Annotated in this window: 16 protein-coding genes; 15 read left to right on the top strand and 1 reads right to left on the bottom strand. The window is 68.0% G+C overall.

What is annotated here, in order from left to right; genetic code table 11:
* The first annotated feature begins 84 nt into the window (after positions 1-84).
* From thrS to BW733_RS16930, 13 genes are all read left to right on the top strand, one after another.
* The gene (thrS, locus tag BW733_RS16990; RefSeq protein ID WP_077352410.1) at positions 85-2,121 is read left to right on the top strand and encodes a threonine--tRNA ligase; all 2,037 of its coding nucleotides are present in this window, start codon (positions 85-87) and stop codon (positions 2,119-2,121) included.
* On the top strand, positions 2,114-2,650 hold the full coding sequence (locus BW733_RS16985; protein WP_077352408.1) for an HIT family protein: 537 nt from the start codon (positions 2,114-2,116) through the stop codon (positions 2,648-2,650). The genes thrS and BW733_RS16985 overlap by 8 nt, the downstream gene beginning before the upstream one ends.
* A 1-nt stretch (position 2,651) precedes the next feature.
* Positions 2,652-3,476 (top strand): LpxL/LpxP family acyltransferase, encoded by an 825-nt coding sequence (locus tag BW733_RS16980; protein WP_077352406.1) that lies wholly within the window; start codon positions 2,652-2,654, stop codon positions 3,474-3,476.
* Positions 3,473-4,489 (top strand): glycosyltransferase family 4 protein, encoded by a 1,017-nt coding sequence (locus BW733_RS16975; RefSeq protein ID WP_077352405.1) that lies wholly within the window; start codon positions 3,473-3,475, stop codon positions 4,487-4,489. The genes BW733_RS16980 and BW733_RS16975 overlap by 4 nt, the downstream gene beginning before the upstream one ends.
* A 38-nt stretch (positions 4,490-4,527) precedes the next feature.
* Positions 4,528-5,121: a CDP-alcohol phosphatidyltransferase family protein gene (locus BW733_RS16970; RefSeq protein WP_077352403.1), complete on the top strand. Its 594-nt coding sequence runs from the start codon at positions 4,528-4,530 to the stop codon at positions 5,119-5,121.
* On the top strand, positions 5,105-5,875 hold the full coding sequence (locus BW733_RS16965; protein ID WP_077352401.1) for a DUF881 domain-containing protein: 771 nt from the start codon (positions 5,105-5,107) through the stop codon (positions 5,873-5,875). Before BW733_RS16970 ends, BW733_RS16965 begins: the two co-directional genes overlap by 17 nt.
* A gap of 9 nt (positions 5,876-5,884) precedes the next feature.
* The gene (locus BW733_RS16960; protein WP_077352399.1) at positions 5,885-6,217 is read left to right on the top strand and encodes a small basic family protein; all 333 of its coding nucleotides are present in this window, start codon (positions 5,885-5,887) and stop codon (positions 6,215-6,217) included.
* Positions 6,210-7,049, top strand: a complete 840-nt coding sequence (locus BW733_RS16955) for a DUF881 domain-containing protein (protein WP_077352397.1) — start codon at positions 6,210-6,212, stop codon at positions 7,047-7,049. Before BW733_RS16960 ends, BW733_RS16955 begins: the two co-directional genes overlap by 8 nt.
* Positions 7,050-7,146: 97 nt before the next feature.
* The gene (locus tag BW733_RS16950) at positions 7,147-7,635 is read left to right on the top strand and encodes a double zinc ribbon and FHA domain-containing protein (protein WP_152024785.1); all 489 of its coding nucleotides are present in this window, start codon (positions 7,147-7,149) and stop codon (positions 7,633-7,635) included.
* Positions 7,635-8,306 carry a transcriptional regulator FtsR gene (ftsR, locus tag BW733_RS16945; protein ID WP_077352393.1) on the top strand — a complete coding sequence of 224 codons (672 nt, stop codon included), beginning with the start codon at positions 7,635-7,637 and terminating at the stop codon, positions 8,304-8,306. Before BW733_RS16950 ends, ftsR begins: the two co-directional genes overlap by 1 nt.
* Before the next feature lie 45 nt (positions 8,307-8,351).
* Positions 8,352-8,822, top strand: a complete 471-nt coding sequence (locus BW733_RS16940; RefSeq protein ID WP_077352391.1) for a bifunctional nuclease family protein — start codon at positions 8,352-8,354, stop codon at positions 8,820-8,822.
* A 168-nt stretch (positions 8,823-8,990) separates the two neighbouring features.
* Positions 8,991-9,539 carry a MerR family transcriptional regulator gene (locus BW733_RS16935; protein ID WP_077352389.1) on the top strand — a complete coding sequence of 183 codons (549 nt, stop codon included), beginning with the start codon at positions 8,991-8,993 and terminating at the stop codon, positions 9,537-9,539.
* A 35-nt stretch (positions 9,540-9,574) separates the two neighbouring features.
* On the top strand, positions 9,575-10,774 hold the full coding sequence (locus tag BW733_RS16930; protein WP_161490275.1) for a YhjD/YihY/BrkB family envelope integrity protein: 1,200 nt from the start codon (positions 9,575-9,577) through the stop codon (positions 10,772-10,774).
* Positions 10,775-10,831: 57 nt separating this feature from the next.
* On the opposite strand, the gene BW733_RS16925 is transcribed toward BW733_RS16930, so the two are convergent.
* Positions 10,832-12,052, bottom strand: coding sequence for a pyrophosphate--fructose-6-phosphate 1-phosphotransferase (locus BW733_RS16925; RefSeq protein ID WP_077352385.1), 1,221 nt, complete (start codon positions 12,050-12,052; stop codon positions 10,832-10,834).
* Between the two features lie 157 nt (positions 12,053-12,209).
* On the opposite strand from BW733_RS16925, the gene BW733_RS18090 reads away from it, so the two are divergent.
* Both BW733_RS18090 and BW733_RS18085 read left to right on the top strand, forming a co-directional pair.
* Positions 12,210-12,566, top strand: coding sequence for a TadE/TadG family type IV pilus assembly protein (locus BW733_RS18090; RefSeq protein ID WP_152024784.1), 357 nt, complete (start codon positions 12,210-12,212; stop codon positions 12,564-12,566).
* A complete protein-coding gene (locus BW733_RS18085; RefSeq protein ID WP_152024783.1) occupies positions 12,563-12,985 on the top strand; it encodes a TadE/TadG family type IV pilus assembly protein in 423 nt (140 codons plus the stop codon). The genes BW733_RS18090 and BW733_RS18085 overlap by 4 nt, the downstream gene beginning before the upstream one ends.
* The last annotated feature ends 31 nt before the right edge of the window (positions 12,986-13,016 follow it).

Here is a 13,016-nt window from a genome sequence, read left to right as displayed (position 1 = left end):
GCGACGCTCGCCGCTGGCTCCCCGCAGCCGGAAGCGGCACAATGGACCCCGGCAATCCAGCCAGCCTGAACACAAGGAGCACCGATGAGTGGAGTCATCACCGTCCGCCGCAACGACGACGCGGAACAGGTGGAGCTGACTACCACGACCACCGGTCTCGACCTGTTCGGCGAGGACCGCAGCGTCGTGGCAATGCGCGTCAACGGCGAGCCACGCGACCTGCAGCGCGAACTGAGCGACGGTGACACCGTCGAGCCGATCCTGATCGACCAGCCCGAGGGCCTCAGCATCGTGCGCCATTCCGCGGCACACGTCACCGCGCAGGCGCTGCAGAACCTCTTCGCCGACGCGAAGCTCGGGATCGGCCCGCCGATCACTGACGGCTTCTACTACGACTTCCAGACCAGCCCGCTGACCCCTGAGGACATGAAGTCCATCGAGAAGCGGATGGGCCAGATCGTCAAGGAGAAGCAGCGCTTCGTGCGTCGGGTCGTCACCGACGACGAGGCCCGCGCCGAGCTCGAGGACGAGCCGTTCAAGCTCGAGCTGATCTCCGACAAGGGCAGCGCCTCGGCAGACGACGGATCCTCCGTCGAGGTCGGCGCCGGCGACCTGACCATCTACGACAACGTCCGGCGCGATGGAAGCGTCGCCTGGAAGGACCTGTGCCGCGGACCTCACGTGCCCAACACCGGCTACCTCGGCAACGGCTGGGCCTTGACCCGTACGTCGGCCGCGTACTGGCGGGGCGACCAGTCGAAGGCCGACCTCCAGCGCGTCTACGGCACGGCATGGCCGACCAAGGACGAGCTCCAGGCCTACAAGACCCGGCTCGAGGAGGCCGCCAAGCGCGACCACCGCAAGCTCGGCACGGAGCTCGACCTGTTCTCGTTCAACGAGCTGGTCGGCTCCGGCCTGCCGCTGTTCCATCCCAAGGGCGGTGTGATCAAGCGCGAGATGGAGGACTACGTCCGCGCCCGCCACATCGAGGAGGGCTTCGACTACGTCGGCACCCCGCACATCGCGAAGGAGGAGCTGTTCTACACCTCGGGTCATCTTCCCTACTATGCGGACGGCATGTTCCCGGCGCTGCTCGAGGACGTCGAACGCGATGAGCAGGGCAACATCACCAAGGGCGGCCAGGCGTACCGGCTCAAGGCGATGAACTGCCCGATGCACAACCTGATCTTCTCCTCCCGGGGCCGGTCCTACCGCGAGCTCCCGCTGCGGTTCTTCGAGTTCGGCACCGTCTACCGCGACGAGAAGTCCGGCGTCGTGCAGGGGCTCACCCGCGTGCGGTCCATCACCCAGGACGACTCGCACAGCTATGTGATGAAGGAGCAGGCCCCCGACGAGGTCCGCCACCTGTTGAAGTTCGTGCTGTCGCTCCTGACCGACTTCGGCATGACCGACGTCGCGCTCGAGGTCTCGACCCGCGACGAGGACGGCAAGAAGAAGGACAAGTTCATCGGCTCTGACGAGCAGTGGGAGGAGGCGACCGCGATCCTGCAGCAGATCGCGGACATGTCCGGCCTCCCTGTGGTCGCCGATCCGGGTGGCGCCGCCTACTACGGTCCGAAGATCTCGATCCAGGCCCAGGACGCGATCGGCCGCACCTGGCAGATGTCGACCATCCAGTACGACTTCAACCAGCCCGAGCGCTTCGCTCTGGAGTACACCGCCCCCGACGGCTCGCGCCAGCAGCCCGTCATGATCCACTCCGCGAAGTTCGGTTCCATCGAACGGTTCATGGGTGTGCTGATCGAGCACTACGCAGGTGCGTTCCCCGCCTGGCTGTCGCCGGTCCAGGTGACGGCCGTCCCCGTCGCGGCCGAGTTCGACGAATACCTCGGTGGCGTGGTGGACAAGCTTCGGGCCAAAGGCGTGCGGGTCGAGTTCGACGAGTCCGACGACCGGTTCGCGAAGAAGATCCGCAACGCGTCGAAGCACAAGTCGCCCTTCGTGCTGATCGCAGGCGGAGACGACCGCGACGCGGGCTCGGTGTCGTTCCGTTACCGCGACGGTTCCCAGCGCAACGGCGTCCCGGTCGACCAGGCGGTCGAGGAGATCGTCGCGTTCATCGCCTCCCGCTCGAACGAATCGCCCGCAGCCGATGCCTGAGCCCGAGGCCAGCGACACCCTCGCGGGCGTCCCGGACGCGTTCCAGCGTCTGTGGACGCCCCACCGGATGGTCTACATCCACGGGGAGGGCAAGCCGAAGCACGAGGGGGAGTGCCCGTTCTGCGCGGCACCGGAGCGCTCGGACGAGGACGGCCTGATCGTCGCCCGCGGCGAGCACGCCTATGTCGTGATGAACCTGTTCCCGTACTCGCCCGGCCATCTTCTCGTCTGTCCGTACCGTCACGTCGCCGACTACACGGACCTGACACCCGAGGAGACGCGTGAGGTCGCCGAGCTCACCCAGCAGGCGATGCGGGTGGTGCGCCGCGTGTCCGGTCCCGATGGATTCAACCTCGGCATGAACCAGGGGGCGGTCGCTGGGGCCGGAATCTCGATGCATCTGCACCAGCACGTCGTGCCGCGCTGGGCCGGGGACATGAACTTCATGCCGGTGATCGGGCAGACCCGCGCCGTGCCGCAGCTGCTCGGCGACGCCCGCGACCTGCTTGCAGCAGCGTGGCAGGACTGACATGGGGGCAACCCGGCTCGCCTGGGCTGTCGGGGGACGCATCCCGCGCCGGCTCGGCGACGCTCTGGCGCGATGCTTCGCGCCCGTGGTGTCCCTCTTGCCGATCCCGAACCTGAAGGGGTGGGCCGAGAGCGTCGAGCAGGCCACGGGTACGGCACCGACGCGTCGACAGCGGAGGCTGCTGGTCGAGAACTGGATCCGCAACACCCTGTGGCCGCTCAGCCTCGCGCATTGGAGCGACCGCGAGGTCCTGCGCACCGTCGAGATCGACGAGGCCGACGTGGCGAAGCTCCGGACCTCCCTTGCCGGCCCCGGGCTCGTGCTTGCGCTGCCCCACATGGGCTCCTGGGACTTCGCGGGCGCCTGGTGCGCCAGGATCGGAGTCAAGGTCGTCTCGGTCGCCGAACGCCTCCCCGACGATCTGTTCGAACTCTTCCGCGAAGCCCGGGCCGGGATGGGCATGGACATCTACGCTGTCGACGAACCAGACCTCATGCGCCGCCTCGCCGAGGATGTGAGGGCCGGGCGGATGGTGTGCCTGCTCAGCGACAGGGACCTGTCGAGCAGGGGAGTGCGGATCGACTGGCCGGGCACCCCGCTCGTGCTGCCCGTGCCCGCAGGACCCGCGCTGCTCGCGCGCCGCACCGGCGCCGATCTCCGCGTCGCCACCACCCGTTTCGACGGCGACCGGCTCCGGCTCGACGTCAGTGACGTCATCGAAGGCGCCTCACCGGCGGAGCTGATGACCGGCGTCGTCGGACACTTCGCCGACGCCGTCCGCGCCTCGCCGGAGAACTGGCTCATGCTGCGCAGGGCCTTCCTGTGAGGGTGTGCCTGGTCTGCCCCTACTCGCTCGACCATCCGGGCGGAGTCGCCACCCATGTGCTCGGCCTCGCCCGCTGGCTCCGCAGCAACGGGGCAGAAGCCGAGGTACTCGCACCAGGCACCGGCACGGTGCACACCGACGTCCCGCTGAGACTGCTCGGACGCTCCGTGCCGCTGCCGTTCAACGGCTCGGTCGCCCACCTCGGGCTGAGCCCGGCGCAGGCCGCCAAAGCGAGGGAGATCTCCGCCGGATACGACCTGGTCCATGTGCACGAGCCCCTCACCCCTGGACTGGCCTATGCCTGCGCGCGGTCGGCCGATCGACTGGTGGTGACCCACCACGCCTCGTTCGAGCCCGGTCGGGCGCTCCTGCGGTTGCTGCGTGCCCGCGCCGCGCGGCTCCCGGATCGGGTAACGCTCGCGGTCTCGCAGGCGGCGGCCCGACTCGTCGGCGACGTCACTGGCGACGCCCCCCACCTCGTCCCCAACGCGATCGAGCTTCCCGAGCGGTCCGACGCGCCGCAGACCGGGCCGCCGATGGTCGTGTTCGTCGGGCGGATCAGGGAACCGCGCAAGGGCTACGAGGTATTCGCGGATGTCGCCCGCCTCGTGCCTGAGGCCAGATTCGTCGCGGTGGGGCAGGGAGGCAGGGGCGCCGGGGGAGTGGAAGAGCTCGGGCTGCTCGACGGCGCGGCACTCGGGCGGGTGCTCGACGGGGCGCGGGTGCTGATGGCGCCGAACCTGTACGGCGAGTCGTTCGGCATTGTGTTGATCGAGGGCCTGGCCCACGGCGCGGCGGTCGTCGCGAGCGACCTGGCTGCCTTCCGTGACGTGGTCGACGATCCGGCCGTGGCGACGTTCTTTCCCGCAGGCGATGCCATGGCGGCTGCTGAGACACTGCGGGCGCGGCTCTCAGCTCCGCACGATCGTGACAAGGCGAGGCAGGTCGCTGAGCGCTACGGCTGGGACATCGTCGGCCCACAGGTGCTTGAGGCGTACCGTCGCGCGGGTTGAACCACGGAACCGGTTGCCCGATGTCCTAGTCTGGTGATGTGCACGCGCAGCTCGTACCCCAGCAAGAGTATGACACCGACGCTGTACTGACGATCCCCAATGTCGTGTCCTTCGTCCGCCTGCTGGCCATCCCGGCCTTCTGCGTCCTGATCATCCTTCGCCACGATGTCGCAGCGGTCGTGCTCCTGGCCGCGTTCGGTGCCACCGACTGGGTGGACGGTTTCCTTGCCCGGCGTCTGAAGCAGCGCACCGCGCTCGGCGCGAAGCTCGACCCCATCGCCGACCGGCTGTACATCATCGCAGCGGTCGTGAGCCTACTGGTGCGCGAGATCGTGCCCATCTGGTTCGTCGTCATCCTGCTGGCACGCGACGTGATGCTGGCCCTGCTGCTCCCGAGGCTGCGTAAGCACGGGATGGTGGCCTTCCCGGTGAACTGGGTCGGAAAGGCCGGCACCTTCCTGCTGCTGTTCTCCCTCCCGCTCATCCTGCTCGGCGCCCCCGACTCTCTCGGCTGGGCATGGGCGCACTGGTCCGGGTGGATCCTCGGAACCCTCGGCGCCGTCTGCTACTGGGCCGCCGGGCTTCTGTACGTCCGCGAGGCTGTGAGGTTGGGGCGTGGCGACCCGACCTGATGCCAGCATGAGCCTGCTCACCGATCTTCAGGAGGGCGCGCTCGAACCCGAGTACCTCACCACGCGGCACCGACGCCGTGGCGGGCCGGTGCTGCTCGTCACGGTCCTCCTGCTCACGGTCCTGCTCACCCTCGCGGTGTTGCAGACGACCCGCGGCGCAGGCACGGCCGCCGAACAGCGCCAGGACCTGCTCGACCGGATCGCGGCGGCGCGGGAGAGACAGACGGCGCTGTCGGATCAGGCGGCAGAGCTCGACGCCGAGGTGCGACGGCTCGGCCAGGAGGGCCTCGGGGATCCGGCCCAACGCGAGCAGCTCGCCCTGCTCGAGGAGTCGACCGGCGCGGTGGCCGTGTCCGGACCTGGCATCGTCGTCGTCGTCGATGACGCCGAGGATGCGGACGGGACGGCAGGACTCGTGCTTGCGGGGGACGTCACCCGCCTGGTCAACGGGCTCTTCGTCGCGGGGGCAGAGGCGATCAGCATCAACGGGCGCCGACTCACGACGCTGACCCCCATCCGCTCCGCCGGTGCCGCGATCACCGTCGACTATGTCTCGCTCTCGCCGCCCTACCGGCTGGAGGTGATTGGCGACCCCGGCAGCCTTCAGGCACGATTCAACGAAACCTCGGGTGCCGCGTGGTGGCACTTTCTCACCCAGAACTACGGTGTGAGCATGAACATCACGCAGGCCGAGAACGATCTGAGCGTCCCGGCAGATCCGGGCATGAACCTGCGCCACGCCGAGCAGGGATAGGAGGAAGCTGTGTTCGCCGTACTCGGACTCATCCTCGGCATCGTCGTCGGGGTGGTGCTGCAGCCGACGCTGCCGCCAGTGCTCGCCCCCTACCTGCCGATCGCCATCGTCGCCGCCTTCGACGCCATCCTCGGGGCGACCCGCTCCTATCTGGACGGTGTCTTCTCCGACCGCGTGTTCCTCGTCTCCTTCCTCTCCAACGTGATCATCGCGGGCCTGATCGTCTTCGTCGGAGACCAGATCGGCGTCGGCTCCCAGCTCTCGACGGGCGTGGTCGTCGTGCTCGGTATCCGCATCTTCACCAACGCGGCCGCGATCCGAAGGGCCCTGCTGCATGCCTGAGCCGCAGGCACACGAGAAGTTCGTCGAGGAGACGCCACAGCCCGTCGACGAGACCCCGGTCGCGCCGGAGGTAGCCTCGCCGCGCAGGGCCGCCGAGACCGCACCCGAAGGTCCGGCACGCCAGGGCGGGCTGCTGCGCGAGTTCTTCCGGCCGAGCCGCGGCCAGTTCGTGGTGGGCATCGCGTTGTTCCTGACCGCCCTCATCGTCGTCATGACGCTTCGGGCGCAGGCGAACCAGCCCGAGTTCTCGAACGTGCGCCAGGCCGACCTGATCCAACTGCTCGACAACGTGTCCGCCGAGACCAGGCGCCTCGAGGACGAGGTCAACGACCTCGAACAGGCGCGCACCGAGTTGATGAGCGGAGCCGACCGCGACCAGGCCGCCCGCGAGGAGGCGAACCGACGCCTCGTCCAGGCGCAGATCATCGCCGGGACCGTGCCTGCCACCGGCCCGGGCGTGCGGATCGAGATCTCCGATCCTGAGTCAAGGGTCACAGCCGAGCTCCTGCTCGACGCCGTCGAGGAGCTGCGCGACGCCGGGGCGGAGGTGATCGAGCTCAACGACTCCGTGCGGCTGGTGATGCGCTCCCACTTCACCACGGACGAGCAGGGCCGCATCGTCGCCGACGGAACCGTGCTCGAGCGCCCGCTGAGCATCGAGGCCATCGGCGATCCCGCGACGCTTGAGGCGGGGGCCCGCTTCCGGGGAGGCCTCGTCAGTGAGGTCGAGGGCGACCGGGTGGCGGGCAGCGTCACGATCCAGCAGGTTCAGGACCTGCGCATCGACTCGACCGTCGAGCCTCAACCCAACCAGTTCGCCCGCCCGCGCTGACCCGGTTGATGGCGGGTGATAGGTTTTCTCAGGTAGCGTTGTACGCACGCGGAACATCGCGATTTCCCAGCCGATGCCGACCAGGAAGTGTCTGACTATGAAGTGCCCCAAATGTGGATCCGAGAGCCCGGCCGAGGCGCGCTTCTGCAGTGTGTGTGGTGCCTCGCTGACGGAGCACACCGGCGACACCACCACGATGATCGCCGTCACCAGCGATGAGCGCGACGAGCACGAGCTCACCGACCAGGAGCTCGCAGCCGTCAAGGAGCTCGCCCCCGGCAACGCGCTCCTGATCGTCAATCGCGGCCCCGGCGACACCAACCGCTTCCTGATCGACTCCGACATCACCAACGTCGGCCGCCACCCGGAGTCGGACATCTTCCTGGACGACATCACCGTCTCCAGGCACCACGCGAAGTTCGTCCGCAGCGGCGGCAAGCTCTACCTGGAGGACCTGGGCAGCCTCAACGGCACCTATGTCAACCGCACCCTGCTCGACGGCCGTACCGTGCTGCGTGAGGGTGACGAGATCCAGATCGGCAAGTACCGCGCAACGATCTCGCTGAGCGAGCCCGGAAGCAACTGATGCCCCCAGCGGCTCGCACGATCGGCCGCGTACTGGAGATGATCCGCCCGGAGTTTCCGGACATCTCGGTGTCGAAGCTGAGGTATCTGGAAGCAGAAGGGCTGATCGCGCCCGACCGCCAGCAACCCTCCGGATACCGCCGTTTCAATCAGGAAGACGTGGACCGCCTTCTTTACGTGCTGCGGGCGCAGCGCGACCGTTACCTTCCGCTGAAGGTCATCCGTGAGGAACTGGAGGCGCTCGACAGGGGAGAGCAGCCTGCGAGCCTGACCGCGCCCGAGGAGGAGCCGGCTCCCGAACCGAAACAGGCTCCGCGCACCAGCGGCCCCGGCCTGATGACCCGACGGCAGGTGCTCCAGGAGTCCGGCCTGGGTGAGGCGGCGCTGATCCAGCTCGAACGTCTCCGGGTGATCCAGCCTCGGCGCGGGTCGCAGCTCTACGGCCGGGAGGCCGTCGCGCTGGCCGTCTCAGCCAAGAAGCTCGTCGGCTACGGGGTTGATCTGCGTCAGATGCGCGTGCTGCAGCAGGCGGCGACCATGGAGGCCGCTCTCGTCGAGCAGGCCTTCGACCAGTACCGGCGCCGCTCTGGGCCGCCGCCCGAGGTGGTCTACGACCTGTACAAGGTCGTCATGCAGGCCCACGCGGCCCTGCTGCACGGGCACATCAGCTGATTCCTGAGCCGACGCCACCCTGGACCGGGGTTGTACGGTTGAGACATGATCGGCCTTGAAGTCGTCGGCATCCGGCTGCTGACCCCGGAGGATCCACCCGTGCTGCTCCTGCGCGAGGAGGACGGGACACGATGCCTCCCCATCTGGATCGGCAACCAGGAGGCTGCCGCCATCGCCTCCGCCCTGGAGGACGAGGTGCCGGAGCGTCCCCTCACCCACGACCTGCTCGCCGCGGTCATGACGCTGCTCGAGCCGGACATGGGAACCGTCATCATCGTCGACATGGAGGACGGCGTGTACTCGGCCGAACTGCATGCCGGTGGACACGCCATCGACGCGCGACCCAGCGACTGCGTCGCGCTGGCGCTGCGCCTCGACTGGCCGATCCAGTGCCCACGGGAGCTCATGGATCAAGTCGGGGTTGAGGTTGAGGCGGCCTCCACCGACGAGGTTGAGGCTTTCCGAGCGTTCCTCGACAGCGTCAATGCTGACGACTTCGACAGTGATAACCCCTAGTCAACGGGCTTTGGCGGGGATGGTGCGTGGACGTGACGCCGCGCCAGGCGGAAATGCGGCCAACGGATTCGGGGTCGGCTTGGGCGTGTCGTTGACCTCGACGCTCGGGGCCGGTTAGTTTCAGGGGGTGCCGGCGACCTGTCGGCGACGTGGACGAAGTGAGGCAACGTGTCCAAGACACCAGCGCTGCAGGAAGTGCTCTTCGACGGTGACTTCGCGCCCGTGCCCAGTGACACCGGCTACCGGGGTCCGATCGCCCACCGCGTCGCAGGCATCACCTACCGCCAGCTGGACTACTGGGCCCGCACCGGGCTCGTCGTGCCGTCGATCCGCAATGCGGAGGGCTCGGGCACGCAGCGGCTCTACTCGTTCCGAGACATCCTCCTGCTGCGCGTGGTGAAGCGCTTCCTCGACGTCGGCATCTCGCTGCAGCAGATCCGGGTCGCGATCGAGCATCTGCGCGAGCGTGGGATCGACGATCTCACCGAACTGACGCTCGTCAGCGACGGCTTCAGCGTCTACGAGGTCACCTCGGCCAACGAACTCTTCGACCTCACCCGCGGCGGTCAGGGCATGTTCATGATCTCGGTCAGCAGCGTCTGGCGTGAGCTCGAGGGCACCCTCTCCACCCTTCCGGGCGAACGCACCGCCGAGGAGGCCGCAGAGGCCCACCCCGGTGACGAGCTGGCCGCCCGCCGCCGCGCCCGCGCCGTCTGATCCCCTGATCGCCATGACCCGGTAGGGTCATGGGGGTGAAGCAGTGGATTGACAGGGTCATGAACAAGCCGACCGTGGCTCACGCCTTGGCGGCGAACGAACGCTACAACTCGCGGCTGGGGCCGCAGTTCGCGGCGGGCATCACCTACTTCTCGGTACTGTCGATGGTGCCGATCCTGATGTTCTCTTTCGCGGCTCTCGGGCTGACCCTCACGGTCATCCGGCCCGACCTGATGGACACCGTCCAGGACATGATCAAGTCGGCGTTCAGCGATCCCAACCTTTCGAAGACCATCGGAGGTGTGGTCACGCAGGCTTTCGAGCAATGGCCCTCCGTCGGCGTCGTTGCCGCGCTCACCGCGGCCTACTCCGGCTCCAACTGGGCAGGCAACCTCAAACGCGCAGTGCGCGTGATGTGGTCGAAGGAGTTCGAGGACGCCGCCGAGAAGAAGAACTTCTTCCTGGAGCTGCTCTTCAACCTGCTGATCTTCCTCGGCCTCCTGATCTGTGTCGTGTTCAGCGTCGGCGTCGCGACGGTGGGAGGAACCTTCTCGCGGTCGGTCGTTGAATGGCTCGGCTGGGATCATGTGCCTGGCATCGGCATCCTCTTCGCTGTCTTGACCATCGCCCTGAACTTCGTAGCCAGCTGGATCCTGATGGCCTTCCTGTTCATGGTCCTGCCCAACCAGCCGGCACGACCCAAGTCCTGGCTCGTCGGCACCCTCATTGGTGCTGTGGTACTGACCCTCCTCGTCCAATTCGCCGGCCGCATCATGGGTGCCTTCGGGGGCAACATGTCCGCCTCGTTCTTCGGACCGGTGATCGTGATCATGCTGCTGTTCAACATCATCGCCACCACCATCCTGATGTCTGCCGCGTGGGTCGGGTCGGCCGACGAATGGCGCCCGGCCCTTGAAAAGAAGAAGCAGGACAAGGCCGATCAGGAGGAGGCCGAGCGGGCCCTCCCCGCGCAGGGCGAGGCGCCCGAGAAGATCCACGACGCGGCGGCCGAGGCGGCGAGCAGACGCTGGGCGGCCACCAAGTCGCTCGACGACCTGCGCGGGGCCGACCAGACGCTTCCCGAGCTCGACTCGCAGACGAAGGTCAGCCAGAAGGTCGCGGCACGGGGGATGAAGGTGAACCTCGGCATCGGCTACGGCGTCGGAGCCGCAACGGGCATCGGCATCGGTGCCCTGATCGTCGCCGCGGCGAGTAAGCTCTTCTCGCGGAAGTGACCACACGGCAACGGCCGGCCGCCCCGAGGGGAGCGGCCGGCCGTCTCTTGCGCTGGCTCAGTGGGCCTCAGCAGCGGCAGGGAACTCCTGGCCGATCGCCTCGAGCATCTCCTTGTACCAGTCCTGGTTGATGTCGAAGGGCTTGCCGCCCTTGATCCGGTCGAACGCGATCGCGCTGAGCACGTCACCGTTCTCCTCGTCCTGGCCGATCACGCCCGGCTCACCGCGCAGCGCACAGTCGACAGCGAGGTCGGTGCACTGCTTGATCAGCGCGAGGTCGGCGTCGTTCGCCGCCGCCGAGCGGGAGAAGTAGCCGGACTTCTGGATCATGACCTTCTCGGCCTTGAGCTTTTCGGCGAACTGCGAGCCGAACCAGGCGCCCGGGTTGACCTGATCGAGACGCACGTGGCCGAAGGGGTCGCGGGGGACCTCTTCACCGTTTGCCTCCATCTCGGCGACGATGGCGTCGAGACCGGCGCCCTCCGAGAGGAAGATGGTCACGTTGCCGACCTCGTCCATGATCTTGTTGAGGCGCTCGGCCTCCTTCGCGATGTCGATGACGCCCTCGGGAACGTAGACGCCGTGGATGTCCCAGGCTTCCTTCGAGAGGCCGATCTCCGGCAGCCACTGCTGGTCCTCGACCCACTCGCGGTACTTCTGCGCCGTGGCGGCGGTCAGCCATCCGCAGTGGCGGCCCATGACCTCGTGCACGATCAGCATGCGCGAACCCGAGTTGTGCTCCGCCACGATGTTCTCGGCGAAGATCGCGCCCTGCTCGGCCGCGGTCCAGGCGCCGAGCGACTGACGGATCGGGACCACGTCGTTGTCGATCGTCTTGGGAAGGCCGACGACGGTCAGCCCGTAGTCGTGCTCGGCGAGGTAGGCGGCCAGGTCAGCGGCGGTCGTGTTGGTGTCGTCGCCACCGATGGTGTGCAGGACGTCGACGCCGTCCTCGACGAGGCGGTCGGCCGCGACCTTGAGCGGGTTGTCGCCCTCGGCCACCAGGCCGCGCTTGACGAGGTCCTTTGCGTTGGTCAGCTTGACGCGCGAGTTACCGATGGGCGAGCCGCCGAACGTGTCGAGGAGCGCGGCGTTGGCGCGCACGGTGTCGTCGACGACGAGGAAGTCGCCCTTCAGCAGGCCCTGGTACCCGTGGCGGTAGGCAATGATCTCGACTTCCGGGGCGACAGCGGTGTAGCGCTCAATGAGCCCACCGATCGCGGCGGAAAGGCAGGGGGCGAAGCCGCCGGCCGTGAGGATGGCTACCTTCTTAACCATGAGTGTCCTTTCGTGAAACTTCGTAACGCAGACGCGCGTCGTCTCCAGCCTATTGCACGTTGACCTGACGGCGGAGTCTGGGTCGGCCTGCGGCCAGTTGTCCACAGCTTCACCCGTTCCGGGCGTGTCGAGGCCTTGTCCTTGCAAGGATGATCCGATGGACCAGCGGGGGATCAGCGGATCGGTGCAGACGGTCATCGTGCTGCCCGTCGCGCTCGGCCTGTTTCTGCTTCTGCTCCAGTGGTCCCTCGTCGGATGGGCGGACGCGACGGTGCTCGCCGCCGCCCAACAGGGGGCCGCCGTCGGCGCACCGGTGGAGGCGAGGGTGGCCGATGCGGAGGCGGCCGCCGGGGCGGTGGCCGACAACGGATCACTGACCGACGTGAAGGTCACCGTCTCGCAGACCTCGACCGAGGTGGTCACCGTCGTGTCCGGCCGGGCCGTGACGGTGCTGTGGCCGCGACGCGTCGAGAGCACCGTGATGGTGCCGCGGGAACGGCTGACCGGGTCATGAGGCGCGATGAGCGGGGGCTGGCGGTCTCGGTCGAGGCGGCCGTCGTGCTGCCGGCCCTCGTGCTGTTCATCGCCCTGCTGCTCAGCCTGGCCCGCTACGCGCTGGCCGAACAGGACGTCGGCTCAGCTGCCGCGGCAGGCGCGCGTGCAGCGTCGCTCGAGCGGTCAACTGCCGGCGCCCGCGAGGCCGCGAACGCGGCCGTAGGGCAGAACCTCTCCGAGCACAACGTCACGTGTCTCGAGACCTCGCTGCGGGTCGACGCCGCAGCCGTGTCGCGACCGCTGGGGGAGAGGGGCAACGTCACGGTCCTGGTCGGCTGCCGGGTCTCGCTCGCCGACATCTCGCTTCCCTTCATTCCCGGGAGCGTGAGCGTCACGGCGGAGCGGTCCTCGCCGGTGGACCCGTTGCGCGGCCGCTGACCCCACTCGGCCTCCTGCCCCGACTACGGTT

Origin of the sequence: Tessaracoccus flavescens, from assembly GCF_001998865.1 — a bacterium.
Taxonomy (GTDB): domain Bacteria; phylum Actinomycetota; class Actinomycetes; order Propionibacteriales; family Propionibacteriaceae; genus Arachnia; species Arachnia flavescens.
Note: the sequence above shows the minus strand (reverse complement) of the source record. Positions and strands in the feature narration are given on the sequence as shown.